General features: G+C 65.9%; 28 protein-coding genes. 12 read left to right on the top strand and 16 right to left on the bottom strand.

Going from position 1 to position 23,608, the window contains the following annotated elements; genetic code table 11:
• Position 1: 1 nt before the first annotated feature.
• The 5 genes from H143_RS21070 to H143_RS0117810 are packed head-to-tail and all read right to left on the bottom strand — an operon-like array spanning position 2 to position 2,591.
• The gene (locus tag H143_RS21070) at positions 2-571 is read right to left on the bottom strand and encodes a hypothetical protein (protein ID WP_019939626.1); all 570 of its coding nucleotides are present in this window, start codon (positions 569-571) and stop codon (positions 2-4) included.
• Positions 568-825: an acyl carrier protein gene (locus H143_RS0117825; RefSeq protein WP_019939625.1), complete on the bottom strand. Its 258-nt coding sequence runs from the start codon at positions 823-825 to the stop codon at positions 568-570. Before H143_RS0117825 ends, H143_RS21070 begins: the two co-directional genes overlap by 4 nt.
• A 20-nt stretch (positions 826-845) precedes the next feature.
• Positions 846-1,106 (bottom strand): phosphopantetheine-binding protein, encoded by a 261-nt coding sequence (locus tag H143_RS0117820; protein ID WP_019939624.1) that lies wholly within the window; start codon positions 1,104-1,106, stop codon positions 846-848.
• The gene (locus H143_RS0117815; RefSeq protein WP_231378517.1) at positions 1,066-1,884 is read right to left on the bottom strand and encodes a 1-acyl-sn-glycerol-3-phosphate acyltransferase; all 819 of its coding nucleotides are present in this window, start codon (positions 1,882-1,884) and stop codon (positions 1,066-1,068) included. The genes H143_RS0117820 and H143_RS0117815 overlap by 41 nt, the downstream gene beginning before the upstream one ends.
• A complete protein-coding gene (locus H143_RS0117810) occupies positions 1,872-2,591 on the bottom strand; it encodes a beta-ketoacyl synthase chain length factor (RefSeq protein ID WP_019939622.1) in 720 nt (239 codons plus the stop codon). Before H143_RS0117810 ends, H143_RS0117815 begins: the two co-directional genes overlap by 13 nt.
• A 74-nt stretch (positions 2,592-2,665) precedes the next feature.
• Here H143_RS0117810 and H143_RS0117805 point away from each other — a divergent pair, with 74 nt between their 5' ends.
• On the top strand, positions 2,666-3,343 hold the full coding sequence (locus H143_RS0117805; protein ID WP_019939621.1) for a 4'-phosphopantetheinyl transferase superfamily protein: 678 nt from the start codon (positions 2,666-2,668) through the stop codon (positions 3,341-3,343).
• Between the two features lie 19 nt (positions 3,344-3,362).
• Here H143_RS0117805 and H143_RS0117800 read toward each other — a convergent pair whose 3' ends face one another.
• Positions 3,363-4,235, bottom strand: coding sequence for a LysR family transcriptional regulator (locus H143_RS0117800; RefSeq protein WP_019939620.1), 873 nt, complete (start codon positions 4,233-4,235; stop codon positions 3,363-3,365).
• 161 nt (positions 4,236-4,396) lie between these two features.
• Between H143_RS0117800 and H143_RS0117795 the strand changes: the two genes are divergently transcribed.
• The 3 genes from H143_RS0117795 (at position 4,397) to ypfH (ending at position 8,035) form a co-directional block, all read left to right on the top strand.
• Entirely contained in the window at positions 4,397-5,860 is a 1,464-nt protein-coding gene (locus H143_RS0117795; protein ID WP_026350206.1) for an MFS transporter, read from the top strand.
• Positions 5,861-5,954: 94 nt separating this feature from the next.
• Entirely contained in the window at positions 5,955-7,202 is a 1,248-nt protein-coding gene (locus H143_RS0117790; RefSeq protein WP_019939618.1) for a D-amino acid dehydrogenase, read from the top strand.
• Between the two features lie 131 nt (positions 7,203-7,333).
• Entirely contained in the window at positions 7,334-8,035 is a 702-nt protein-coding gene (gene ypfH, locus H143_RS0117785; protein ID WP_019939617.1) for an esterase, read from the top strand.
• A gap of 49 nt (positions 8,036-8,084) precedes the next feature.
• On the opposite strand, the gene queD is transcribed toward ypfH, so the two are convergent.
• Positions 8,085-8,555 (bottom strand): 6-carboxytetrahydropterin synthase QueD, encoded by a 471-nt coding sequence (queD, locus tag H143_RS0117780; protein ID WP_019939616.1) that lies wholly within the window; start codon positions 8,553-8,555, stop codon positions 8,085-8,087.
• Entirely contained in the window at positions 8,552-9,184 is a 633-nt protein-coding gene (gene queE / locus H143_RS0117775; protein ID WP_026350205.1) for a 7-carboxy-7-deazaguanine synthase, read from the bottom strand. The genes queD and queE overlap by 4 nt, the downstream gene beginning before the upstream one ends.
• A gap of 238 nt (positions 9,185-9,422) precedes the next feature.
• Between queE and H143_RS0117770 the strand changes: the two genes are divergently transcribed.
• Positions 9,423-10,415 carry a two-component system response regulator gene (locus H143_RS0117770; RefSeq protein WP_019939614.1) on the top strand — a complete coding sequence of 331 codons (993 nt, stop codon included), beginning with the start codon at positions 9,423-9,425 and terminating at the stop codon, positions 10,413-10,415.
• Here H143_RS0117770 and H143_RS0117765 read toward each other — a convergent pair.
• Genes H143_RS0117765 through H143_RS0117755 form a run of 3 tightly spaced genes read right to left on the bottom strand, consistent with a single transcriptional unit; the run spans position 10,394 to position 13,342 of the window.
• Positions 10,394-11,191: an NRDE family protein gene (locus H143_RS0117765; RefSeq protein ID WP_019939613.1), complete on the bottom strand. Its 798-nt coding sequence runs from the start codon at positions 11,189-11,191 to the stop codon at positions 10,394-10,396. The genes H143_RS0117770 and H143_RS0117765 overlap by 22 nt on opposite strands.
• Before the next feature lie 20 nt (positions 11,192-11,211).
• The gene (locus H143_RS21065; protein ID WP_019939612.1) at positions 11,212-11,694 is read right to left on the bottom strand and encodes a YbaK/prolyl-tRNA synthetase associated domain-containing protein; all 483 of its coding nucleotides are present in this window, start codon (positions 11,692-11,694) and stop codon (positions 11,212-11,214) included.
• A 46-nt stretch (positions 11,695-11,740) separates the two neighbouring features.
• Positions 11,741-13,342 carry a glycerol-3-phosphate dehydrogenase/oxidase gene (locus H143_RS0117755; RefSeq protein WP_026350204.1) on the bottom strand — a complete coding sequence of 534 codons (1,602 nt, stop codon included), beginning with the start codon at positions 13,340-13,342 and terminating at the stop codon, positions 11,741-11,743.
• Positions 13,343-13,509: 167 nt separating this feature from the next.
• Between H143_RS0117755 and H143_RS21060 the strand changes: the two genes are divergently transcribed.
• The 4 genes from H143_RS21060 to H143_RS0117735 all read left to right on the top strand — a co-directional run bounded on the left by H143_RS21060 (position 13,510) and on the right by H143_RS0117735 (position 16,400).
• Positions 13,510-13,983 (top strand): hypothetical protein, encoded by a 474-nt coding sequence (locus tag H143_RS21060; protein WP_019939610.1) that lies wholly within the window; start codon positions 13,510-13,512, stop codon positions 13,981-13,983.
• Between the two features lie 19 nt (positions 13,984-14,002).
• Positions 14,003-14,854: an HAD family hydrolase gene (locus H143_RS0117745; protein ID WP_019939609.1), complete on the top strand. Its 852-nt coding sequence runs from the start codon at positions 14,003-14,005 to the stop codon at positions 14,852-14,854.
• A 64-nt stretch (positions 14,855-14,918) separates the two neighbouring features.
• Positions 14,919-15,362: a tRNA adenosine(34) deaminase TadA gene (gene tadA, locus H143_RS0117740; protein WP_155803673.1), complete on the top strand. Its 444-nt coding sequence runs from the start codon at positions 14,919-14,921 to the stop codon at positions 15,360-15,362.
• A gap of 3 nt (positions 15,363-15,365) precedes the next feature.
• A complete protein-coding gene (locus H143_RS0117735; RefSeq protein WP_019939607.1) occupies positions 15,366-16,400 on the top strand; it encodes an LD-carboxypeptidase in 1,035 nt (344 codons plus the stop codon).
• A 10-nt stretch (positions 16,401-16,410) separates the two neighbouring features.
• On the opposite strand, the gene H143_RS21055 is transcribed toward H143_RS0117735, so the two are convergent.
• Positions 16,411-16,605, bottom strand: a complete 195-nt coding sequence (locus H143_RS21055; protein WP_019939606.1) for a YciI family protein — start codon at positions 16,603-16,605, stop codon at positions 16,411-16,413.
• Between the two features lie 70 nt (positions 16,606-16,675).
• Positions 16,676-17,431 (bottom strand): enoyl-CoA hydratase/isomerase family protein, encoded by a 756-nt coding sequence (locus tag H143_RS0117725; protein ID WP_051094513.1) that lies wholly within the window; start codon positions 17,429-17,431, stop codon positions 16,676-16,678.
• A gap of 247 nt (positions 17,432-17,678) precedes the next feature.
• Here H143_RS0117725 and H143_RS0117720 point away from each other — a divergent pair, with 247 nt between their 5' ends.
• Complete coding sequence (locus H143_RS0117720; RefSeq protein WP_026350201.1) at positions 17,679-19,289, top strand: ABC-F family ATPase; 1,611 nt, start codon at positions 17,679-17,681, stop codon at positions 19,287-19,289.
• A 228-nt stretch (positions 19,290-19,517) separates the two neighbouring features.
• Here H143_RS0117720 and H143_RS0117715 read toward each other — a convergent pair whose 3' ends face one another.
• A complete protein-coding gene (locus H143_RS0117715; protein ID WP_051094512.1) occupies positions 19,518-19,925 on the bottom strand; it encodes a hypothetical protein in 408 nt (135 codons plus the stop codon).
• 169 nt (positions 19,926-20,094) lie between these two features.
• Between H143_RS0117715 and H143_RS0117710 the strand changes: the two genes are divergently transcribed.
• Positions 20,095-21,003, top strand: a complete 909-nt coding sequence (locus tag H143_RS0117710; RefSeq protein WP_019939602.1) for a LysR family transcriptional regulator — start codon at positions 20,095-20,097, stop codon at positions 21,001-21,003.
• A gap of 552 nt (positions 21,004-21,555) precedes the next feature.
• On the opposite strand, the gene H143_RS22705 is transcribed toward H143_RS0117710, so the two are convergent.
• Together H143_RS22705 and H143_RS0117700 are read right to left on the bottom strand one after the other, a co-directional pair.
• On the bottom strand, positions 21,556-21,912 hold the full coding sequence (locus H143_RS22705) for a hypothetical protein (protein WP_019939601.1): 357 nt from the start codon (positions 21,910-21,912) through the stop codon (positions 21,556-21,558).
• A gap of 198 nt (positions 21,913-22,110) precedes the next feature.
• On the bottom strand, positions 22,111-23,298 hold the full coding sequence (locus H143_RS0117700) for a Fic family protein (protein ID WP_026350199.1): 1,188 nt from the start codon (positions 23,296-23,298) through the stop codon (positions 22,111-22,113).
• Between H143_RS0117700 and H143_RS23300 the strand changes: the two genes are divergently transcribed.
• Positions 23,256-23,597: a chemotaxis protein CheB gene (locus tag H143_RS23300; RefSeq protein WP_155803436.1), complete on the top strand. Its 342-nt coding sequence runs from the start codon at positions 23,256-23,258 to the stop codon at positions 23,595-23,597. The two genes, H143_RS0117700 and H143_RS23300, sit on opposite strands and share 43 nt — an antisense overlap.
• Positions 23,598-23,608: the final 11 nt, after the last annotated feature.

Here is a 23,608-nt window from a genome sequence, read left to right as displayed (position 1 = left end):
GTCAGATCCGCCCGGCGGCATGGGGCGCTTCTTTTTTGAAGCGCGGCCGCACCAGCCATTCGCCAGCGAACAACACGCCGGTCAGAACGTAGCTGATGCAGCCGGTGTAGGCCGTCCACCATGACCACGGCCCCCACAGGGCCAAGGCCGTCGCCGCCAGGCCGTTGAATATGAAGAACCCGATCCACACCTGCGTGACCTTGCGGGTATAGCGCACGCCTTCGGGCGGCAGATCCGGATGCTGCAGCCGGGCGATGCGCTCGATCAGGGGCGGGCCGTAGCGCAGGCTGGCGCCGAAGACGGCGAGCATGATGACATTGATGAGCACCGGATACCAGCGCAGCCCGGCTTTGGACCCGACCAGGGCGAAGATGACGCAGCCCATCAGGGCCAGCAGGGGCGGCAGGCGTCCGCCGGGCTGGCCTTTGCCCGGGATGAGCGTGCGCAGCAGCCATAGCGCGGCCATCGGCAGCATGATCCAGCCGGGTTGGGCGCGTTCCATCATGGCGTGGACCCAGAACGGGTAGGCCAGGCCCGCCAGCAGCAGCGCGGCGCCGAGCAATGATTTCATTGATTCGGGGACTGTTGCTTCTGGTGGATCGCCTCGATGACATCCTGCACGGTGCGCACGCTGCGGAAATCGCTGGCGTCCAGCTTGCGTCCGGTCTTGCGCTTGATGTGATCGATAAGATCGATGGCGTCGATGCTGTCGATCTCGAGGTCGGTGTAGAGGTTGGCCTCGGGAGTGACGCGATCAGGCTCGATTTCGAACAGTTCGACCAGCGCTTCGCGCAGCGTGGCCAGGATGGCTTCTCGGGTCTGCATGAAAGAGATCCTGGACAAGTTCAGGCGTCGCGGTGCGAGGCAACGAAGGCGGCCAGGCTGGCCACCGTGGCGAAGTGCTTTCGCATGTTCCTGGTTTCCGCCTCGAGCGTGATGCCATAGCGCTTTTGCAGCGCCAGGCCCAGCTCCAGCGCGTCGACTGAGTCCAGGCCCAGTCCTTCGCCAAAGAGCAGGTCGTCGTTGCCGATGTCTTCGGGAGTCATGTCCTCCAGGCCCAGCGTTTCAATGATGAGCGTCTTGATTTCGGGTTCCAGGGCAGTCATCGGGGGTAAGTCTCGCTTCAAAATAAGTATGGAGAAAATCGTTCATCTTGCGGCCCGCCGCGGGAGGCAGGTCGTGGGCCAGCCATTGCCGCGGATCCAGATCCGCGCCGACTTCGATGGTATAGCGTATGCGTTGATTCGGAATGCGCCACCAGGGTTCGCCCTTGGTCAGGCTGCGCGGAGTCATGCGGATGACGACGGGTGTGACGATGCCGGCCCCGCGCAGCGCGATGGCGCAGGCGCCGCGGTGAAAGCGCGGCAGGCTTCCCAGCGGCGTGCGCGTGCCTTCCGGGAACATCAGCAGCGTTTCGCCCCGACGCAGCACCTGGGCCGCGCGGTCCAGCATTTCCATACTCAGGTCATTGGTAATGTAGCCCGCATTTTGCACGGAGCCGCGCGTAAAGGGGTTGGCGGCGAGCTTGTGCTTGACCACGCAGTTGGCATCGGGGATGTGGCCCACCAGCAGGACGACGTCCAGCAGCGAAGGATGGTTGGCAATGACGAGCTGGCCGGGCCGCCCGAGCCGGTCGGCGTTCTTGAAATCGAGCTCGATGACGCCGGCGCGGATCATGAAGCGCACGAGCAGACTGAAAGTACGGCGAATCGCCAGACGCGCGCGCCGCTGGCGCGTGCGCGCATCCCCGGGCAGCAGGCGCTGGAGGGGAAAGACCAGCACGCGCAGCGCCAGGCCGCCCAGGCCGAACAAGGCGAATGACAGGCCCGTGGCGATCAGGCGCCACAGCCAATAGTCCTGGCGCGGCGGCCTCAGCGCTGGCATGTCCAGATCCATGTGCGATTGCCCGCGCGGCAATGCCAGCGCGGCGTGCCCAGGGATAGGTGACGCAGCAAGTTCAAGGGGCCGGGCAACCCGGCATCGTCGGGCTGCGCGCCGTGCGGGGACAGTTGCAGGCTCATGCCGGTGCCTCGGCCGACGATGAAGGCCGCGGCGTAGGGGAAGGGAACGTCGGCGGTCCAGGGGCGATAGGCTTGCGGGGGTGTCTCCTCCGCCAGGATGACCAGCACCTGGTCGTGGCCCTGACTTTGCAGCATGCCGGCTTCCAGAAAGGCGTGCTCGGCGCCGTCGCCCTCGATCGACAGGGCGGCGGCTTGGCAGGTTTCCTGCCGTACGATGGACCACTGTCCGACAATGGCGTTGTGTACGGACAGGGCAAAAGAGGTCGGCGAGAGGTCTTCGTCCCGGGCCAGCGCCTGCAGCAGCTCGAATCCGCGGCTGGTTTCGCCGTGCCGCGAGGCGTAGACCACCGGCATGGGAGGGCGGCCTTCGGCCAGCGGCCAGGCGCAGGCAAAAACCATGCGTGCCATGGAGCTGAGCCGCCGGCGCTGCATGAGGGGCAGGAAGTCGAGCCGAGGGGCGTCGTCGTGCACAATGGGGCAGAACGGGGCCTGGGCCCAGTCCTGCCAGCAAGACCGATTGTGTATGCTCGGCGCCCACGCCTGCCAATGGGTGATCGAGAAAGTCAGCATATCGGGCACGATTTTACTGGATCGGATAAAGCTTTTTCAGTATGTTTTCAAGCTATTGACTACAGGTTCGAGGCGTGCGCGATTTTGATTTTCTGCTGGGTTGGGCCGCACCCGGGTCGGCGGCGCATTACGATCCCGCCAAGCTGCGCCCCGAGGACCGGGTGCGGGCCGGCCAGGCCCGCGCGCCCCGGGCCGACCTGGACTGGCGGGCCAGCCGTGCCCTGATTGCGAGCCTGCCCCCCGGTGGCCCGGTCGGGTCCCTGAGCCATAGCGGGGGCCATGCCCTGTGCGTCCTTGTGGCTCCGGGCATGCCGGGCGCGCGTGTTGGCGTGGATCTGGAGCGCATCCGCCCGCGCAGGGTGGCGGATCTGGGGCGCTGGGTCTGCGACGGCGCCGAGCAGAGGACCCTGGCGCGGCTGGGTGAAGGCTCCCGCGGCCAGCTCGAATACTTCTATATGCTCTGGACCCTGAAGGAAGCCCTGGTCAAGGCGGCCGGCCTGGACTTCCCGGGGGCTATGCAGCGCATAGGCCTGGACGGCGAACCAGGCAGCGCCTCGCGCCTGCGCGCGCCGGCCGGCGCCTGGGGAGCCATGGTGCTGAGCCTGGGGCCGGACTGGATCGCGGCCCTGGCCTGGGAGAGCGGCGGCGCGGCGGCGGCACCACGGCTAGCCTGGCACGCGGGGCCGGCCGCTGCATTGCCGCCCTGTCGCTTGCTTGGGCAGTGGCAGGGCGCAGGATCGCCGCTTCTTTGAACAGCAGATTTTCAAAGCCTTACGCGAGCAACTGCCGCGACAGCACCTCTCTTGCCTGGGCTACGGTTTCCTGTTCTTGTGCATGGGGCGGCGTGAGCGAGAATACGGCCTCGGGCAGGATCGGCAGGCGGTATTTCGCGCCCAGCCGGACCACGCCGTCCGGGATCGACGATGCGCAAAGGCATCCCACGCCCAAGCCCGCGGCGATCATGGACTGCAGCCCGGCCACGCCGCTGGCGCTGTGCACGAGCTCGTAGGGCCGCGCTCTTTCCTCGAGCAGGTGCACCGCGGTCCGATGCATCATGCAGTCGTCCGGCAGCAACACGAGCGGCAGCCGCTCGGGCAATTGCTCGGCCAGGGCCGGCGCCGCGACCCAATAGAGCGGTTCGCGCCGCAGTATCCATCGGGCATTGCCGGCGACGGGCCTGAACGGCCCCGTCGAAAGGTTCATGACCACGCCCAGATCGATCTGCCCCCTGGAATGGGCCAGTTCGATCTCGACGCTCTTCATCGCGCGCACATGCAGGCTCAGGCGCGGATAGCATTCGCGCAGCCGTGCGAGCATGCCCGCCACCTCGTTGGGGCGGAAGTACTCGGTGATCGCAACGCGCAGTTCGCCCTTGATCGCCTGGCCGCGCAGCTCGTCGAAGGCCGCTTCGTTCAGCGCCACCAGGCGTCGGGCGTGCTCCAGCAGCCGTGCGCCCGCCGGTGTGGGTTCGACCCCTCGCTTGCTGCGCACGAAAAGCGGTACGCCGGCGCGCGCTTCCAGCTTGCGCATTTGCTCGCTGACTGTCGATTGCGACAGGTGCACGAGCGCCGCCGCCGCCGAGAGGCTGCCGGCCTTGGCCACCGTCGTGAAGGTCTTGAGCTGGTCGAATTCGAAACCGCGCATCGCACAATCCATCGAATAAGTCGATGGATAATACTATAAATTTCCGCTTTTCCGTTTTATGAAGAAGGGCCAGAATGGCGCCTCGGATGTTTGGCTCGCGGGCACCGTCAGGTACCGGCCGCGACGGCGCCGCTTCTGCGTTTTTCACCGAGATTTTCACTATGACTGACAACACGTTTGCGGCATCGGCTGCGGCGCCTCGCGCCCCGGCCGATGCCACGCCCAGCCATCACGGCTGGGCACTGGTCGTCCTGCTGGTGGGGGCCATCTTGCCGCCGCTCGATTACTTCATCGTGAACCTGGCGCTGCCGGCCATCCGCGACGGGATCGGCGCGCGCCCCGCTGAACTGGAGCTGGTGGTTTCGGCCTACGCCTGCGCGAATGCCGTCATGCTGATAACCGGCGGCCGCCTTGGGGATATGTATGGCCGCAAGCGCCTTTTCATGGTGGGCATGGCGGGTTTTGTCCTGGCGTCCATGCTTTGCGGGCTGGCCGGCAGCGGTACCGTGCTGGTGGCCGGACGCGTCTTGCAAGGGCTGTTCGCGGCCATACTCGCGCCCCAGGTTCTGGCCACGATCCGCAGCATGTTCACCGCGCGCGAGCAGGTGCGCGTCATGGGCCTTTACGGCTTTGTGTTCGGGCTGGCTGCGGTCATCGGGCAGCTTGGCGGCGGCGCGCTCATCAGCCTGCATCCGTTCGGGCTAGGGTGGCGGGCGATCTTTCTGGTTAATCTGCCGATCGGCCTGTTTGCGCTGCTGGGCAGCTGGCGTTTCATTCCGGAAAGCCGCGTGCCGCGCGGCCAGCGCATCGATCTTCCCGGCACGCTTTTGCTGTCGCTGTTTCTACTGATGCTGGTCTATCCGCTGGCGCGCGGCCGCGAGGCCGGCTGGCCGCTGTGGATGATCGCCTGCCTCGCCGGCTCATTCCCGGTGCTGGGCCTGCTGCTGCGCGTGGAATGGCGCAGCTTGGCCGACGGCAAGGATCCGCTCCTGGACCTGCGCCTTTTTCGCAACCCCGTCGTCGCGCTCGGGCTTGCGCTGGCGTTCCTGTTCTATGCGATGAGCGCGTTTTTCCTGACCTACGGAATCTATCTGCAAAGCGGCCTGCATTGGTCGCCGCTGGCCTCGGGTATCGCGATACTGCCGTTCGGCCTGGGTTTTCTGTCCAGCCCCCTGCTGATGCCGCGGCTTGTTCACCGGTTCGGCGCTTTCAGCGCGCTGACGCTAGGCTATGGGCTGCTGGCGGTGGGGGTCGCGGCCGTCGCGGCGCTTGCAGGGACCGGCGCGCCCGGCGTGGGCTTCTATCTGGGGCTGGCGGCGATCGGCATGGGGCAGGGAGTCGTCCTGCCGTCCGTCGTGCGCATCGTCCTGGCCGAGGTGGTCCCCGAGCGGGCGGGTGTTGCGTCGGGCATGGTGACCGCGGCGCTGCAGATCGGCGCCGCAGTCGGCGCGGCAACGTTGGGCGGGGTGTTCTTCTCGGTGCTGGGCGGGCATCCCGGGGCCGTCGATTACGTGCATGCTTTCAGGACAACGATGTTTGCGCTCGTGGCGGTGCTGTTAGCCTGCGTGGCGCTTTCCACGGGGCTGAGCATGCTGAATGCGGTCTTGCGCCGCCGCAACCCATAAGTCCAGGTTATGGGCGCAGGCGGCTTCGCTATTGGCGCGCGCATGGCGCCTGCTTGGACAATACGGGCTTACCCATTATTGTCGTGCAGGCACCATGCATATCACCGTGATAGGGGCCGGCGTCATCGGTGTGACGTCGGCCTATTTCCTCGCTCGCCAAGGCCATGATGTCGTCCTGGTCGATGCCCGTTCGAAACCCGCGCAGCAGGCCAGCCACGCCAACGGCGGGCAACTGAGCTATAGCTACGTCGCGCCGCTGGCCGCTCCGGGCGTGCTGCCCAGCGTGCCGGGCTGGCTGCTGCGCGGCGATGCGCCGCTGCGCTGGCGGCTGCGGCTCGATCCGCGCCAGTGGCGCTGGTGCCTACAGTTCGCGCTGGCCTGCAATGCCGCCACATCGCAGGCCTCCACGGCCAGCCTGCAGGCGCTGGCCTATCTGAGCCGCGACGTGCTGCATGCCCTGCTGGAGCAGGAGCCGCTGGATTTCGCCCACGTGCGCAATGGCAAGCTCATCGTCTACCGCGATGCGGCTCTGCTGGAGAAGGCGCGCAGGCAAGTGGCCTACCAGGCGCGGCTGGGTGCCGAGCAGCAGGTTCTGGATGCCCGGCAGACACTGCGCCTGGAACCCGCCCTGTCCGGCATGGGGGTCGACCTGGCCGGCGCCGTCTATACCCCCAGCGAGGAAGCGGGCGACTGCCGGCTTTTCACCGAAGAGTTGTACGAGCGCCTGCTGCGCATGGGCAATGTGGCGTGCCGCCTGGGCACCGCGGTGCGGGGCTTTGACCGTCCGGACGGCAGGCGCATTGCGTCCGTGCGCACGGACAGCGATTCCATCCGGACCGATGCCGTGGTGCTGGCCGCGGGCACCGCTACGCCGGCGTTGCTGCATCAACTGGGCGGCGATGCGCCCATCTATCCGCTCAAGGGTTACAGCCTGACGGTGCCGGTCGCGCCGGGCGATGCAGACGTGCCGGACATCAGCGTGACCGACTACCAGCGCCGCATCGTCTATGCCCGGCTGGGCAGTGTGCTGCGCATCGCCGCCATGGTGGACATTGACGGTGTGCCCGATCTGGTGCCCGAACGCGTGCAGTTGTTCAAGCGTCAGGTGCGCGAGTCCTTTCCCGCACTGGATTTGGACCTGGCTCAGGCCTGGGCTGGCCAGCGGCCCGCCACGCCCAGGGGGGTGCCGCTCGTGGGCCGTAGCCGGGCCGGGGACAATCTCTGGCTCAACGCCGGGCACGGCGCGCTGGGATTCACGCTGGCCTGCGGTAGCGCCGCCCTGCTCACCGCCCAGATGTCGTCCATGCCGCTGCCGCTGGATGCGCGGGATTTCTTACCTTAGGCCGTCCCGGGGAAAAGCGGCTGCCGGCAGGCAGCGGGCCGAAGGCGCGGCGCGAAGGTTTCCGCGCCGCGTTAAGATCTCACCCAAAATGCGCCGCGGCGGCGCATCGTATTTCGCAGAGAGCCTTGCGCATGGCGTCGTCTTCCATTGAGTTCTACCCCAATCCCGGCATCGAGGCCTTGCAGCTGTTTGTGTTGCTGCACGGCGTGGGCGGCAATCCCGACAATCTCGAAGCGCTGGGCCTTGCCCTGCGCGTGGCGTTTTCCAATGCGGTCGTGCTGATACCCGAGGGCTTTCATGCCTATGACAACGGCGGCCCGGGCCGCCAATGGTTCTCCACGCGTGGTGTGGGCGAGGACAACCGCGCCGAACGCGTGGCGCAGGCCTTGCCGGCGCTGAACGAGTACGTGCGCGCCGCGCAGCTTCGGCTCAAGATCAAGACCGGCCACACGGCGCTGGCGGGCTTTTCGCAGGGCGCCATTATGGCGTTGGAAGCGGTGCAGGCCGACCAGGCGCTGGCCGGCCGTGTGTTGGCCTTCTCGGGCCGCTATGCCACCTTGCCGGACAAGGCGCCGCAATACACGACCATCCACTTGCTGCACGGCGCCGACGATGCGGTCATCACCGTCAATCACGCCATGGCCGCCCAGCATCGCCTGGGGCAACTGCAGGGCGACTCGACGATAGACGTCGCATCGCACGTGGGCCATGAATTGCATCCGGTGCTGATCAAGCGCGCGATCGAGCGACTGCAGACCTGCGTGCCTTTGCGCAGCTGGGAAGCGGCCATGGGCCACGACCAGGCGCCGCCGCCGGACGCGACGGTGCATTGAGGTTTTTTCCGCCGGGTCGCCCCTGGGCGGGAACACTACCTTTGTGTCTTCAGCCTTCGCAGTCGGCCCAGCAATTGGGCGTTTCGTAAAGGCGCACCCGGGTCAGCCGCAGGTGGTTGCCGTAGTGGCCATGGTAATGCGGCGCCAGCGTCTCGAAGGCGATGGCCGCCAGGTTTTCGACGGTGGGAATGCGGTCCAGCACCACCGTCTTGTGGCTGGGCAGCGATTCCAGGAAGTCGCGCACCGCCACGTCGCCGTCGTACACCAGGAAGGCATGATCCCAGACCTGGACGATATGCGCCTGGGCAATGGCCTTGATCTCGGTGAAGTCCATCACCATGCCGTTGTCCGATGCGCCGGGCGCATTGACGATGTCGCCTGCGAGCGTGATTTCGAGCACGTAGCGATGGCCATGCAGATTGCGGCACTGGCTGCGATGGTCGGGGATGCGGTGGCCCGCGTCGAATTCCAGCTTGCGCGTGACGGACACGACCGGACTGGAGGCTGGGGCGTGGTTCATGGAATGCCTATGTATTTATGGGTTTGCAGGCTGAGCCGCCATTGCGGGTGTTGCAGGCAGTAGCGCACGATGCGCTCGGTGTTGGCTACCCGCGCGGGGCCGTCCATGGGCTGCAGGAAAAAGTGTTCGAAGTCCAGGTGCGCGTAGCGCTCGGGCAGGGCATCGAGCTGCGGGTAGACCAGCTTGAGCTCGTTGCCGCGCGCCACCACCACCGGCGAGTTGCCCTTGGGGCTGACGCAGATCCAGTCTATGCCCGCGGGCGGCGCGATGGTGCCGTTGGTTTCGATGGCGATCGCAAACCCCTGCGCGTGGACGGCCGCGACCAGCGCGTCGTCCAGCTGCAGCAGCGGTTCGCCGCCGGTGAAGACGACGTAGCGGTGCCCGGTCTCATCGCCCCAGCAGGCGGCAATCGCCGCGGCCAGGACCTGGGCATCGGAAAATTTGCCGCCGCCTTCGCCGTCGGTGCCGACGAAATCGGTGTCGCAGAAGGTGCAGGCGGCCTGTGCCCGATCGCTTTCGCGGCCGCTCCAGAGGTTGCAGCCGGCAAAACGGCAGAATACGGCGGCGCGCCCGGCCTGGGCGCCTTCGCCTTGCAGTGTCTTGAAAAGTTCTTTGACGGAATAGGTCATGAAAAGGGCGCAGGCCCGATTTTTGCGCGGTTTGCGCACGGCCGGCGCGTAAGTCAACCCGCTATTTTAACCGCCAGCCCATGGTTTGCCCGCGGTGGCGGCCCCAGCCATCTTTCGCAAGCCGCGCCGCAGTTCCCGGCGCCATGATCCTGGCCCGCTGGCGTTTGCCGCGATTCGGCCGATAATTGACGGCTACAGGGGCAGTCGCCAAGCCTGACCTCAGAAATTCCATACCTACATGCCCGCAGCGCCTGACCATCGTCCCCGCCTGCTCGTCGTCGACGACGAACCCAATAATCTGCAAGTGCTGCGCTACGCGCTGCAAGCCGGTTACCGCCTGTTTTTCGCCAATAGTGGCGCGCGGGCGCTGGCCATCGCGCGCGAGCAGTTGCCCGATCTGGTGCTGCTGGACGTGATGATGCCGCAGATGGACGGCCACGCCGTGTGCGCCGCGCTCAAGGCCGACCCGGCCACCGCGCAGATCCCCGTCATTTTCATCACCGCGCTGATCGACAGCGATGACGAGGCCTACGGCTTGAGATTGGGCGCGGTGGACTACATCACCAAGCCTATCAGCCCTCCCGTGGTCTGTGCCCGCGTGCGCACGCACCTCTCGCTGGTCCATATGAACGAGCTGCGCGAGACGCGCCTGCAGATCGTGCAGCGCCTGGGCCGCGCGGCCGAATACAAGGACAACGAAACGGGCATGCACGTCATCCGTATGAGTCACTATGCTCAGCGGCTGGCGTTGCGCGCGGGCTTGAGCGCAGCCTGGGCGGACGATCTGCTCAACGCAGCGCCGATGCACGACGTGGGCAAGATCGGCATTCCCGATGCCGTGCTGCGCAAACCCGGCCCGCTCGACATCGAGGAATGGACCGTCATGCGCCGCCATCCCGAGATCGGGGCCGAGATTATCGGCGAGCATCCCTCGGGCATATTGCGCATGGCGCACACCATCGCGCTCGCCCATCACGAAAAATGGGACGGCAGCGGTTATCCGCGCGGCTTGAAGGGCGAGCTGATTCCCTTGGAGGCGCGCATCGTCGCTATTGCCGATGTGTTCGACGCGCTGACTTCGCGCCGTCCCTACAAGGAGGCCTGGTCCATGATGCAGGCGCTGGAATACATCCAGACCCAAGCGGGCCGGCATTTCGACCCGGCGCTGGTCGCGCACTTCGCAACGCTGGCGCCGGAACTGCCGCAGATTCAGGAGCGCTGGGCCGATTGAGCCGCTCGGCGGCCCCAGGACAGGTCGCTGTCGCCCCGGGCCATGCCTTGCGGATCGTAGCTGCGCTCGTGCAGTTCCCCATCGCCGGCGGCGCGCAGCGCCAGCACGGTCGAGGCGCGCGTACCGTAATCGGGGCTGACGATGAAGGGGCTGCCGAGCATCCGTTCTCGCTCCAGCGGCAGTCCGGTGTCCGGCAACTGGGCGTCTTGCGTGGGCGTGCGGTCATGCAGCATGGCATAGAGCGCTTCGGTCGAGGGCCGCGCGGGGCCGGCTTGCGCGATCAGGCCTTCGAAGGCCCGGCGCACGCGTACCAGCTTGGGCCAGGGCGTATCGAGCAGGTGGTTGGACAGGCCATAGACGCCATCCGGCAATTCACGCGGCGCATCGCCCCGGTTACCGTAGTACCAGGCACGGCCGGCATCGCCCACGATCAGGTTGAAACCGTTGTAGCGTGAGCCTTCGGCGTGCAGCCAGGCCAGGTAGTCGGCGATCGTGCCCTGGCCGCGCAGCCAGTCCTGGACCAGGGCGCCGCGCGAAGGCGCCCCGGACCGCTGCCGGCCCGGTTCGCGGTAATTGGTCACCAGGGCGAAGCGGCCATCTTCCGTAGCGCCCATCCACGTGCCCCCGGCCTGCAGGTCGCGTCCGGCATGGATCGCCGGCTCGCCGTCCCAGCGCGCCGCCGGCGCGGCGGGACGGGCGTGGAACTCGTCGCGATTGGCGGCGACCAGCACCGGCACGCCGGGGATCGAGCGCAGGGCGAGGACGGCAAGGCACATGGCGCGGCGAGACGGCGGTTTCAAGCCTTGATGAGGGTGGCCTGTTCGGGCGCGGCCACGCGGAAATAATCGGCGGTGCGCATCACGATGGAGGCATCCAGCCTGCCCGCGTTGAAGGCGATCTCTTCGTGCCGGGTGCCCAGCGTGGGGTCCACCAGCAACTGTAGCTGCGCATTGAAGGTGAAGGGCGGAATGGCGCCGATCTCGCAGCCGGTCAGTTCGCGTGCCAGCTCGTGCGGCACCAGCGAAGCCTTCTTGCCGCCCACGGCCGCGGCCACCGCGTCCAGGTCCGCCTGGCGATCGGCGGGAAACACGGCCAGCACGTGCTTGCGCGTGTTGGAGGTGATCTTTACCCGGCACACCAGTGCCTTGGCGCCCTGGCTGACCTCGGTGCCGCGCAGGGCGGCCACTTCCTCGGACTTTCCGGCCGCCGCGTGCTGCACCAGCTTGTAGTCGATCTGATGGGCTCGCAGCAGTTCTTGCAGTTTGTCGTAGGTGGTCATGGATGGGTGTCGGGAGATGGCGTCCAGGGCGCGGCGCGCGGCCGCTTCAGGCCGGCAGATATTGCCGGGCGACGGATTCGAAATCCTTCAGGGTGGCGGCCTTCCAGACCTCGTCGCGGCCGAGTTCGTCGGCCAGGATGCGCGCCACCTCGGGCGCGGCGGCCAGCGCGGCGCGCACATCGAGGAACAGGGCGCGGTTGCGGCGCGCCAGCACGTCCTCGATGGTGCGCGCCAGCTCGAAGCGCGCGGCGTGGCGTACGTGTGCCTCGGTCAGGCCGCTGGCGGCGACCAGCATATGTTCGGTGCCGGGCAGAGCGCGCAGGGCAGGCAGGTCGGTGCCGTAATAGCTGTCTGGCGTGCCGGACTTGGCCGCCAGCCTGGCCGGATCGCCCGGCGAGCCGTGCAGCGGCAGCGACTCGGTACGGCAGGCTGCGGCCGGCAACAGGTGCTTTTCGATCGCGGTATCGAGCACGTCCTGGGCCATGCGGCGGTAGGTCGTCCATTTGCCGCCCGTCACGGTGACCAGGCCGGAACGCGACACGAGGATGGTGTGCTCGCGCGACAGCGTCTTGGTGGCGGCCTCGCCCGTATGTTTGACCAGGGGACGCAGGCCGGCCCAGACGCTGGTGACGTCGGCGCGGGTGGGTGCGCGGCTCAGGTAGCGCGCAGCCGTGCCCAGGATGAAATCCACGTCGGCATCCGAGGCCCTGGGCTCGAGCGGCAGGTCGGCGCGCGGCGCATCGGTGGTGCCGACCAGGGTGTGGCCGTTCCAGGGCACCACGAACAGTACGCGCCCGTCGTCGGTCTTGGGTATGAGTATGGCGTCCTCGCCCGGCAGGAACTCGCGCGGCAGCGTCAGGTGCACGCCCTGGCTGGGTGCCACCATGCCCGGAGCGTCGGGCTCGTCCATGCGGCGCACCGCGTCGACCCAGACGCCCGTCGCGTTGACCACGCAATGCGCGCGCACCGCGCCTAATTCGGCGCCGGTTTCCGCGTCTTCCAATTCAACCCCGGTGATACGGCCTTCGGCCTGCACCAGGCCGCGCGCGCGCACATAGTTGACCGCGGTGCCGCCCAGGTCTTGCAGGGTGCGCATCAGCGCGATGGCCAGCCGCGCGTCGTCGAACTGGCCGTCGTAGTACAGGATGCCCCCGCGCAGCGCCCGGCCGCCTTGCTGCTGAGCCAGGGTGGGGGCATGCGCCAGGGCCTGGTCGCGCGAGAGCCAGCGGCTGGGCTTGAGATTGAGACGACCCGCCAGCAGGTCGTAGATCTTCAGGCCTATGCCATAGAAAGGTTTGTCGATGAGGCGATAGGCCGGCACCACGAAGCCCAGCGGCCAGGCCAGGTGCGGCGCATTGCGATGGAGCAGGCCGCGTTCGCGCAGGGCTTCGCGCACCAGCGAGATGTTGCCCTGGGCCAGGTAGCGCACGCCGCCGTGCACCAGCTTGGTGGCGCGGCTGGAGGTGCCCTTGGCGAAATCGGCCCCTTCCACCAGCAGCGTGCGAAAGCCGCGCGAGGCCGCGTCCACCGCCGTGCCCAGGCCGGTGGCCCCGCCGCCGATGACCACCACGTCCCAGGGCGTTTGTGCAAGCGAGGAAAGCAGGACGGAGCGGTCCGACGTGTTCGGGAAAGAAGCGGGCAGGGTCATGTCTATGGGCATCGGTGGGCGCTGGCCGGCCAGCAAGGGGGCTGAAAAATCAGTAAATATGATGAAATATGCTGCAATGTATCGTACGGGTGTCGCGACGCAATCGTGCCACAATCTGACTCGAGGCGCCGCTTTCGCGAGCGTCCGTTCCAAGAAGGAGGTATGTCATGCTCAATCCTCTCGTCCTGTCACGGCGTGTGGCTCTGGTCCTCGGGGGCGCGTCCGTGTTTGCTTTGGCCTCGGGTGTGGCTTTGGCGGCCCAATCGGCAAGCGTAAGCCCGGCCCAGAAGGCCGGTATCGAAGCCCAGTACCAGCGCCAGGTGGCGCTCTGCAAATCCGGCCATACCAGCGAAGATTTGGCGACCTGCCTGAAGGAAGCCGGCGCAGCGCGCCAGCAGGCTTTGCTGGGCGGCTTGACCGAAGGCAGCCAGAACTATAACCAGAACGCGCTCGATCGCTGCAAGCTCCTGCCTGCCGACCAGCAGGCGACCTGCAGGGAAATGATGCAGGATCCCACGCGCACCGAAGGCAGCGTGGGCGGCGGCGGCGTGCTGCGCGAGTATCAATACCAGGTGCCCGCGCAGCCGAGCCAGACCGACTACGCGCCCGTCCCCGTTCCGGCGGCGCCGGCCCAGAAGTAGTCATCCGCCGCGTCCCTTCATGTCCGACGTCATCGCTCTGGTTTTCGATTTCGACGATACGCTGGCGCCCGATAGCACCACGGGCTTGCTGGAAAGCCTGGGCGTGGACACCGCGGCTTTCTGGAAAGAATCGGTCGGCCCGCTGCTGTCGGATGACGATTGGGATCCGGTTCCCGCTTATCTCTACCGCATGATCGAGCTGTCGCGCGCCGGCGCGCACGGTGGCCCGATCACGCGCGAGAAACTGCGCGATTGGGGCGCGCGTCTGCCTCTGCATGATGGCGTCACCACGCTGTTCCAACGCCTGCGCGATGCGGTGCGCGCCACCCACCCCAAGGTGCAGCTGGAGTTCTACCTGATCTCCAGCGGCATCGGCGACGTGGTGCGCAACACGCCTATCGCGCACGAGTTCACCGAGATCTGGGCCTCCGAGTTCGCCTACGGCGAAGACGGCGGCATTGCTTTTGCGCGGCGTCTGGTCAGTTTCACCGACAAGACGCGCTACATCTTCCATATTCAGAAGGGCATCATCGGAGCCGAGTTTCGCGGCAAGCCTTTCGAGGTCAACCGCAAAGTGCCCGCCGACCGCTTGCGCGTGCCGCTCAGGCAGATGGTGTTCGTGGGCGACGGCTATACCGATATCCCGTGCTTCTCGCTTATCCGGGGCCAGGGCGGCTACGCCTTCGGCGTATGGGACCCGCGGCACAAAGACCAGCGCAGCCGGGCCTGGGGCTTCATCGAGGAAGGGCGGGTGTCCAACCTCAACCAGGCGCGCTATGACGACAATGCCGAGCTGTACCAGCTGCTGGAAGTGGCCGTGACCAGCCTGGCCAGCGGCATCACCTTGAACGCGCGGGCCTATCGTGGCTGATATGGCGGCGGCCCAGGCGGGCCCGCCCGCTGCGGTGCCGGCCGTCGATCTGGATGAGCGCATGATGGCGCTGGCCTTGGAGCAGGCCGGCTTGGCCGCCGCAGCCGGCGAGGTGCCCGTGGGCGCCGTCGTGGTCGACGCGGTCGGCACCGTGCTGGGCACGGGCTACAACCGCACCATCACCGACAGCGACCCCACCGCGCACGCCGAGATCGTCGCGCTGCGCGCCGCAGCCGCGCATCTGGATAACTACCGCCTGCCTGGCCTGTCGCTATACGTCACGCTGGAACCCTGCGCCATGTGCATGGGCGCCATGCTGCACGCGCGGCTGGCGCGGGTGGTGTTCGGTGCCGCCGATCCCAAGACCGGCGCCTGCGGCAGCGTGCTGGACCTGGGCGCGATCGATCAACTCAATCATCACACCACCTTACGCGGCGGCGTCATGGCCGAATCCAGCGCAGACATTCTGCGCGGATTCTTCCGCGAGCGCCGACGCAAGGAAACCTAAAGCATGAACCAAAAAAAGCAGAACAAGAACGCGCGGGCCAAACATGGCGAGGCAGGACATCTGTGCGACGACGCGTGCGAACATCGCGACGACCCCCATCATCACGACGACGGGCACGGCGCCCATCCTCGCGCGCATGCCCCGATGACCCGCGGCGCCTATCTGATCTCTCCGTCGTCGGCGGTGCACAACCCCCAAGCGCTGGATCTGGCCTGCGAACGTCTCGCGGCCGAAGGCTTCAAGGCCGCCATCGACCGCGCCGCGAAAGCCGTGCACCAGCGCTTCGCGGGCACCGATAAGCAGCGTCTGGCCGGCCTGCAACGCGCCATCAGGCAAAAGCATCCCATCGTCATGGCCACGCGCGGCGGCTACGGCCTGTCGCGCCTGCTGCCCCTGATCGACTGGAAGGCCATGGCCGACAGCGGCAAGCGCTTCGTGGGCCTGAGCGACTTCACCGCCTTCAATCTGGCGCTGCTGGCGCGCACGGGCACGGTCAGCTATACCGGGCCTTGCGCCGCCTCCGACTTCGGCGCCGACAAGCCCGACGAACTTACCCTGGCCTTGTTCGGCGAGCTGATGCGCGGCGAGCTGGAAATCCTCAGCTTCGAGACCCGGGACGCAGACCCGGTGGACGCGCGCGGCATCCTGTGGGGCGGCAACCTGGCCATGGTGGCCTCGCTCCTGGGCACGCCCTATCTGCCCAGGGTCAAGAAGGGCATCCTCTTCCTGGAAGACGTGGGCGAACACCCTTACCGGGTCGAGCGCATGCTGGCCCAGCTATGGCAGGCCGGCGTGCTCGAGCAGCAGAAGGCCATCGTACTGGGCCATTTCAGCGACTATCGCCTGGCGGCGCACGATGCGGGCTACGACATGCCCGAGGTCGTCAAATGGCTGCGCAAGACGCTCAAGGTGCCGGTCGTCACGGGGCTGCCCTATGGCCACGTGCGCACCAAGGCTACGCTGCCGATCGGCCAGAAGGTGGGCCTCGCCACCGAGAAAGGCATGGCCCACCTGGTGCTCGACGAGCACGAGCATTGAGCGGCGCGGCCTAGGGCCGCGGCACCGCCAGCTCCCGCACAGGCCGCACCTCGATGCTGCCGTAGCGCGCGGGCGGTATTCCCGCCGCGATCTGGATGGCCTCGTTCAGGTCCTTGGCGTCGACCAGGTAGAAGCCGGCGAGCTGCTCCTTGGTTTCGGCAAAAGGGCCGTCAAAGAGCGAAGTCTGGCCGTTGCGCACGCGCACCGTCGTGGCGTGGCTGACCGGGTGCAGCGGTTCGGCGGCCAGCAGGAGGCTGATCCGGGCGCCTGATCGATCAAGCGCCCGGATCGTCGTCCCGCTCGATCACCCAGGCCGGCTTGCGCTTTTCCAGGAACGAAGCCAGGCCTTCGCGGCCGTCGGGCGTGGCGCGTTGCGCGGCCAGCCGGGAAATGGTTTGTTCGATGATCGGGGCTCCGATGGGCTGGCCTGCCACATCGCGGATCAGGCGCTTGCATTCGGCCATCGCCGCCGGGGAGGCCAGCATGAAAGATTCGAGCAGCTGGCGCACGCGCTGGTCGATCTCGCCGGCCTCGCACAGCTCGTGCACCAGACCTATGCGCCAGGCTTCGGCAGCCGTGATGACTTCGCCGGTCAGGAACCATCGACGCGCGGCCCGTTCGCCCATGGCGCGCAGCACATAGGGCGAGATCATGGCCGGAATCAGGCCCAGCCGGGTTTCGGTGAGTGCGAACTTGGCTTGCTGGGCGGCCACCGCCACGTCGCAGGCCGAGATCAGCCCCAGGCCGCCGGCCATGCAGGGGCCGTGAATGCGGGCGATCACCGGCTTGGGACAAGTGTGCACGGTGTGGAGCAGGGTGGCCAGCGCCTGGGCGTCGGCGCGGTTCTCGGCCTCGGGCGCCTGCGCGCTTTCCTTCATGCGATTGAGGTCGGCGCCGGCGCAAAAAGCCTTGCCGTGCCCGGCCAGGACAAGTGCGCGGATGCCCGGGTCTTCGCCCAGGACGTGGAAAGCCTGGGTCAGCTCGCTGATCAGCGTGGGGCTGAGCGCGTTGCGCACGTCCGGGCGGTTCATCCAGATCGTGGCGGTTTGCGGGCTGTAGACGACTTGAATGGTTTCAAATGAGTCAGGCACGGGGGTTCTCCTTGCGGTACGGCAGGATAACGCAGGTTCGCTACGCGGATATGGCATTGCCTGGGGCCTGTTAACGCGGAAAGGAGCCACGCACCGGCGGGTACCCCGCCCACTTCGAGGCGTAAAGGCCGATTCTGGAAAAGAACGTAAAATGCTTGGTTTTACTAGCATTTTTCGACGCCCCTCCGTGATCTCCACTGCCAATCTCACCATCCAGTTCGGCCCCAAGCCGCTATTTGAAAACGTCAGCGTCAAGTTCGGCGAGGGCAACCGCTACGGCCTGATCGGGGCCAACGGCTCGGGCAAGTCGACCTTCATGAAGATCATCGGCGGCGACCTGGAGTCGTCCAGCGGCAATGTGTCGCTCGATCCCGGCGTGCGCCTGGGCAAGCTGCGCCAGGACCAGTTCGCCTTCGAAGACCTGCGCGTGCTGGACGTGGTGATGATGGGCCACACCGAGATGTGGGCCGCCATGAACGAGCGCGACGCCATCTACGCCAACCCCGAGGCCAGCGAAGACGACTACATGCGCGCCGCCGACCTCGAAGCCATGTTCGCCGAGTACGACGGCTACACTGCCGAGGCGCGCGCCGGCGAGCTGCTGCTGGGCCTGGAGATCGCGGTCGACCAGCACAACCTGCCCATGCGCGAAATCGCGCCCGGCTGGAAGCTGCGCATCTTGCTGGCGCAGGCGCTGTTCTCCAACCCCGACGTGCTGCTGCTGGACGAACCGACCAACAACCTGGACATCAACACCATCCGCTGGCTGGAAGGCGTGCTCAATGGCTACCGCAGCACGATGATCATCATCAGCCACGACCGCCACTTCCTCAATCAGGTCTGCACCCACATGGCCGACCTGGATTTCGGCGAGCTGCGCATCTACCCCGGCAACTACGACGACTACATGCTGGCCTCGGCCCAGGCGCGCGAACGCCAGAGCAACAGCAACGCCAAGGCCAAGGAACGCATCAGCGACCTGCAGGACTTCGTGCGGCGCTTCTCGGCCAACAAGTCCAAGGCGCGCCAGGCCACCTCGCGCTTAAAGCAGATCGACCGCATCAAGGCCGAGCAGGTCGAGGTCAAGCCCTCGTCGCGCCAGAATCCCTATATCCGCTTCGAGCAGACCAAGGTCATGCACCGCCTGGCGGTCACCATCGAAAACCTGGGCAAGCGCTACACGGACGAGGCGGGGTTCGTGTTCAAGGGCTATTCGGCCATGATCGACGCGGGCGAGAAGGTCGCCATCATCGGCGCCAACGGCGTGGGCAAGACCACGCTGCTGCGCCTGCTGGCCGGCGACCTGGAACCCACCCAGGGCACGGTCAAGTGGTCGGAGAACGCCGACCTGGGCTATATGGCGCAGGACGTGTCGGACCAGTTCCAGCAGACCGACATTAATCTGTTCGACTGGATGGACGACTATCGCCAGCCGGGCGACGACGACCAGTCCGTGCGTTCGGCGCTGGGCCGCCTGCTGTTCTCCGGCGACGACCTGCCCAAGGCGCCCAAGGTGCTGTCGGGTGGCGAGAAGAACCGCATGACCTTCGGCCGCCTGATGCTGGGCCGGCACAACGTCATGCTGCTCGACGAGCCCACCAACCATCTGGACATGGAATCGATCGAGTCGCTGCAGTTCGCACTGGAAAAATACGAAGGCACGCTGTTCTTCGTCTCGCACGACCGCGAATTCGTCAGCGGCCTGGCCAGCCGGGTCATCGAGATCAAGGCCGACGGCAGCATCAACGACTACCGCGGCAACTACGAAGACTTCCTGACCAGCCAGGGCGTGGAGTAAACGCGCCTAAGCTCTGCTGGCGGTGGCGCTGTCGGGGCTGCTGCTCATTCGTCAGGGGAGTGCACCGTCGCCTCCCCGACCACCACGCTTTTCAGCCTATTGCGCAGCGCGACACCCGTCTGCGCGCGGTTCAGCTGCTCGAACGCGGAGCAGGCCGCTATTGCCGGTCGCAGAGGCGGCAGCCTGATTGGTTGGCGACACAGAGTTCGTTATGACGCTCTGGTCGATTTAGTTCCGCAACCCATCGATCCATCGCGCTGCCGCATCCGCCGTATCTTGCGGCGTCGTATTGAAGGCGATGGCCGCGCAGGGGGCACCCTGGTGCACCGCGTTCACCAGTTGCTCGAAGAGCAGCAGGCTCTTGGGCGGGATGCGCAGGCCGCCTCCGATGACGACGGCGTCATAGCTCACGTCGGCGAGTCGCTGCTTTACCGCATCGGCTGCGGACGCGTCCGGCTGCACGAGACATAGGTCGGCCGCCCAGCCGCGATCGGCCATCAACTGCATGCCGATCGCGATGCCGGCATGGATTTTCGCGGCGTCGAAACCGGGCGGGAGCGCCGGATCCGAAAAATCGACTGTCTCGGGCGATTGGCCGATGAACAGCACACGCTTGGTTTCGGTGATTGAGGTCATGATGGGTTCCTTGATGGTCGGCAGGTTTTCGAGGTTGGACGGAATCGCGTTATCGCCGGCCTCATGAAGGCGGCATGGCGGTTTGTCCCGGTGATTGAAGATTATTACGTCTCGAAATCGGTGCATAGACTAAAATATTGAGATTGTTCGTCTCAAATATGGAACCTTCTTGGACCTTCTCGCTCTCGCCGACTTCAACCTCGTTGCGGTCCACGGCGGTTTCGGCCGCGCCAGCCGCGCGAGCGGCCAACCCAAAGCCACGCTGTCTCGGCACGTACGCGAACTGGAAGACAGCCTCGGCGTACGCCTGATCGAGCGCGGGTCGCGCACCTTGCGGCTCACCGAAGAGGGCGCCGTCCTGCACGCGCGCACCGGGTCGAGAATCGGCGAGATCGCCGAAGCGCTGCAGGACGTCAAGGCCGGTCTCGGCCGTCCGAGCGGGCGGCTGCGGGTCAGCGTGCCCATGCTGTTCGCCCACACCAGTCTGGGCCCGCTCGCGGCCGCGTTCCGCGACGCCTATCCGGAGGTTCTGCTCGAAGCGTCGTCGGACGATCGGTTCGTCGACCTGGTCGCCCAGGCGTTCGATGTCGTCGTGCGCGTGAACCCGCCCGACAGCGATCTGGTAGGCCGATGCTTTCTTCGCAATCGCCAGGTGCTCGTCGCACCGCCCGGTCTTGCGCGCCCCGCCGCCGCTGCACAGGCGGGTCCGCCGGCCAGGTTTCCCGCCGTCATGCGCCCCGGGGTGTCCGACGACAAACCATGGCATGTCGTCGACGAGGCAAGCGGCCAGGAAGCGCAGTTCCATCCGCAGGCGGTATTGCGCCTGGCTTCACCCCTGTCCATTCGCGATGCCGTGATCGCCGGAGCCGGGGCGGCAATGATCCCGCGCTCGATCGCCGTCGACGCGCTTGCGTCAGGCCGCCTCGTAAGCTGGGGGCTTTCGGCAGAGCCCGCGGCAGAAGTCTGGGTGCTGCATGGGTCGCAGCGATTGGTCAGCCCGAAGGTGCGGGCGTTTGTCGACTTCGTCTGCGATTATTTCGACAAAGAGGCCAAGCGAGACGTGCTGACGCAGGGATGATGAAAGGCTTGAGCGGATCTTCAATAGATCTGCTCGATGTCTATAGCGAGACAGGCAACGGGGCCCGACGACAACAGGGCCTGCATTTCCCAAGGAAATTGGGAATATGGTCGAAAGCTGGTCCGATAACGGTCTCTTGTTGGCCAGAAGCAGACGCCCAGTGGCACGTAGCTTCGGACGTCCGAGGGGCCGCTTTATGTGCCAGATGCGGCAGTGGCTCCATCGCAGCCATTTCCCGAAATGCCGCGCGCCAGCGACCAACTGGAAATGAACATCCGACCGAGGGCGACCAGATCCGCATGCCCATCCGTAGCGCGCTGTGCGGCGCTTTCGCCGGTAAAGCCGTTTGCCGCGATGAACGTCCCCCGATAGATACGCCGGATGTCCTTCGACTCTCATGTATCCTGTTTGCACGGCGTAGACGGCGAACATCTTCTCGCCGGCGGGAGCTGCGCCGCAAGGGCGTGACATTGCAGTTGCTGTGGGAAGAGTGCGTCGCAGCAAACCCAGGCCAGCGGACCTTGCGCTACACGCAGTTCTGTCAGCGATACATCAGTTGTCGCCCTTTTCCGAAAAGTCGCGGACCTGCTCGACCGTCCAAAGCGGCTCGTCGGCATCCCGCGTTGCACGCTCACGCGCCCGCACCGCCATCCATCGCCGATAATCGGACACGGGATGCTCCTCTTCGAGTGCCTTTATGGCCGCATAGGCCTCAGAGCCGGGCACCTCGACCAGCATGTTGAACAAGGTGTTGCGACCGTCCTGCGCATTGTCGCGAAGCATCGGCGAATAGACACCCTTCCCAATGCGATCGGTATCCTCGTCAGTCCGGATGTAGCGGTGCATCAGAACATAGAGCCGCTTTAGGTCGCCGGGGTTGCGATATGCGCCAACGCGCGTGACGGCCACGCTCCTTGATCCGACGCGCACGCGTCTGGGATTCGAATGTCTTGCCGGCCCCTGGATCGGCAATTATCAGGACGCGGAACTCGTCTCCAATTTCATGCCACCGCTGAGGCCGGCCCGGACCGGGCATGAGAAAGTCCCACTCCTTCGAGTGAGGCGACATCGGCGAAAATCGCCGGATGAGTTCGACGATCTTCTCAGTCATGTCCGCGATCCCGCGTTGGCAGGGTAGAGATTGGGGAACCAGCGCTCGGCCACGTCGACAGGAAAAGCCAGGCGCAGGGGCGCGCGATGGGTCGCTGCGGTCAGCATCCCCCGTTCGACCAGCCCCGCCGTGACATTGCGCGCGCCGCGCTCCTCGTATCCGGTGAGCGCGGGAATCTTCGAGCGCTCGACTTCACCACTCATCACGGCTTCGCGCAGTACCGCAAAGCTGCCACGGAGCAGTCGCTTCGCCCGCACCTCCTCTTCGATGTGGATTTCGATGCGCGTCAGCAGCGTCGCGGGTTCGAGCAGTCCACTCATGAAACGGATCTGATCGACTGAGCGATCGAGGAAGAATTTGCAGAACTCGATCAGCCCGCGCTGAGTCAAGTTGCCACGCCCGTCGAGGCCACCTTCGCGCGGCCTATCGGCCTGCGCGAGCAACGCCTTGTAGCGTGCCTCATCGCGCGCCAAGCCCCGCGCCACTGACCAAAGGCTGGTTCCGACCCCGAGCCGCTTGAATAAGGCATGTGACATCAACCGCGCGACACGGCCATTGCCGTCGAGGAAGGGGTGGATCCAAAGCAGGCGATGATGGACGGCACCGACAGTCTGAATTTGCCGGGACCTGCTGAGCGGCGGCGATCCATAGGCCGCATCGAAACGCGACATGAAGCGAGGCAGGTCTTCATGCGGCGGCGGAATGTGCCGGCCGACCTGCACGTCTCGCTTGCGCCATGCGCCGGGAACGATCTCGAGCCGCTCCCCAGTCTTCTCGTCGGCAACGAAGAGCATCTCCGGCGGTAGCCGCGAGCAAAACTCTTCATGCAGCCACGACGCATAAGCCGCGGACGCCGGCCAAGCATCGGGATCGCGCCCCGTATCGATCAACCGCTGAACATGGATATGTGCGACCGCTTCCTTCTGCAGGTCACGCTTCTTGGGTTCGGTCGAAAAGTCGTTGGCAAGCGCCCGGTCGATGTCGCGCGGATGCGTGTCGTGACCCTCGATCAAATTCGAGTAATAGCAGTTCATCGAACGGACGAGATCACCGATCGAGTCTCGCAAGATGGGATGAATTCGGCCCGCCAGTTGATTCGCTTCTGCCACGAGCGGCAGAATGTCATCGTCAAGAAGCCGGGATGCCTCATCGGGAACCATCGGTCCCATGCTTGTCGTATCCATGGCAAAAGTGTACCGGATCTTATACCGGATCGACAACGGGGTTTTTCCATATAAATCAGTGGATTTTAAGGCATGATCGGCGCTATCTTACCGGATTACATGCCGGTTTATTTGCCGGTTTGAAGGCGATCGATGCCTGTGGTGGCTTTTCCATCGTTCAGACGCCGATGGACTGCGCGGCGCCAGGCCGGCCTACGGCCGCGCCTGAAGCCGTGTTCGTGGATGCCGTCGCTCGGATGAATGCAATTCCCACCTCGATCATCGACGCACTAACAGTGCAGGTGCCGAAAGGGTCTTGATTCGTTCGATC

The organism is Bordetella sp. FB-8, assembly GCF_000382185.1.
GTDB lineage: Bacteria > Pseudomonadota > Gammaproteobacteria > Burkholderiales > Burkholderiaceae_B > Bordetella.
Note: the sequence above shows the minus strand (reverse complement) of the source record. Positions and strands in the feature narration are given on the sequence as shown.

What these genes read in the sequence shown, in the direction of transcription:
- H143_RS21070 (WP_019939626.1), bottom strand. Translation starts at nt 571, where the DNA reads ATGAAATCATTGCTCGGCGCCGCGCTGCTGCTGGCGGGCCTGGCCTAC.
- H143_RS0117825 (WP_019939625.1), bottom strand. Translation starts at nt 825, where the DNA reads ATGCAGACCCGAGAAGCCATCCTGGCCACGCTGCGCGAAGCGCTGGTC.
- H143_RS0117820 (WP_019939624.1), bottom strand. Translation starts at nt 1,106, where the DNA reads ATGACTGCCCTGGAACCCGAAATCAAGACGCTCATCATTGAAACGCTG.
- H143_RS0117815 (WP_231378517.1), bottom strand. Translation starts at nt 1,884, where the DNA reads ATGCCAGCGCTGAGGCCGCCGCGCCAGGACTATTGGCTGTGGCGCCTG.
- H143_RS0117810 (WP_019939622.1), bottom strand. Translation starts at nt 2,591, where the DNA reads ATGCTGACTTTCTCGATCACCCATTGGCAGGCGTGGGCGCCGAGCATA.
- H143_RS0117800 (WP_019939620.1), bottom strand. Translation starts at nt 4,235, where the DNA reads ATGCGCGGTTTCGAATTCGACCAGCTCAAGACCTTCACGACGGTGGCC.
- H143_RS0117795 (WP_026350206.1), top strand. Translation starts at nt 4,397, where the DNA reads ATGACTGACAACACGTTTGCGGCATCGGCTGCGGCGCCTCGCGCCCCG.
- H143_RS0117790 (WP_019939618.1), top strand. Translation starts at nt 5,955, where the DNA reads ATGCATATCACCGTGATAGGGGCCGGCGTCATCGGTGTGACGTCGGCC.
- ypfH (WP_019939617.1), top strand. Translation starts at nt 7,334, where the DNA reads ATGGCGTCGTCTTCCATTGAGTTCTACCCCAATCCCGGCATCGAGGCC.
- queD (WP_019939616.1), bottom strand. Translation starts at nt 8,555, where the DNA reads ATGAACCACGCCCCAGCCTCCAGTCCGGTCGTGTCCGTCACGCGCAAG.
- queE (WP_026350205.1), bottom strand. Translation starts at nt 9,184, where the DNA reads ATGACCTATTCCGTCAAAGAACTTTTCAAGACACTGCAAGGCGAAGGC.
- H143_RS0117770 (WP_019939614.1), top strand. Translation starts at nt 9,423, where the DNA reads ATGCCCGCAGCGCCTGACCATCGTCCCCGCCTGCTCGTCGTCGACGAC.
- H143_RS0117765 (WP_019939613.1), bottom strand. Translation starts at nt 11,191, where the DNA reads ATGTGCCTTGCCGTCCTCGCCCTGCGCTCGATCCCCGGCGTGCCGGTG.
- H143_RS21065 (WP_019939612.1), bottom strand. Translation starts at nt 11,694, where the DNA reads ATGACCACCTACGACAAACTGCAAGAACTGCTGCGAGCCCATCAGATC.
- H143_RS0117755 (WP_026350204.1), bottom strand. Translation starts at nt 13,342, where the DNA reads ATGACCCTGCCCGCTTCTTTCCCGAACACGTCGGACCGCTCCGTCCTG.
- H143_RS21060 (WP_019939610.1), top strand. Translation starts at nt 13,510, where the DNA reads ATGCTCAATCCTCTCGTCCTGTCACGGCGTGTGGCTCTGGTCCTCGGG.
- H143_RS0117745 (WP_019939609.1), top strand. Translation starts at nt 14,003, where the DNA reads ATGTCCGACGTCATCGCTCTGGTTTTCGATTTCGACGATACGCTGGCG.
- tadA (WP_155803673.1), top strand. Translation starts at nt 14,919, where the DNA reads ATGGCGCTGGCCTTGGAGCAGGCCGGCTTGGCCGCCGCAGCCGGCGAG.
- H143_RS0117735 (WP_019939607.1), top strand. Translation starts at nt 15,366, where the DNA reads ATGAACCAAAAAAAGCAGAACAAGAACGCGCGGGCCAAACATGGCGAG.
- H143_RS0117725 (WP_051094513.1), bottom strand. Translation starts at nt 17,431, where the DNA reads ATGAACCGCCCGGACGTGCGCAACGCGCTCAGCCCCACGCTGATCAGC.
- H143_RS0117715 (WP_051094512.1), bottom strand. Translation starts at nt 19,925, where the DNA reads ATGACCTCAATCACCGAAACCAAGCGTGTGCTGTTCATCGGCCAATCG.
- H143_RS23300 (WP_155803436.1), top strand. Translation starts at nt 23,256, where the DNA reads ATGCCTCATCGGGAACCATCGGTCCCATGCTTGTCGTATCCATGGCAA.
- H143_RS0117700 (WP_026350199.1), bottom strand. Translation starts at nt 23,298, where the DNA reads ATGGATACGACAAGCATGGGACCGATGGTTCCCGATGAGGCATCCCGG.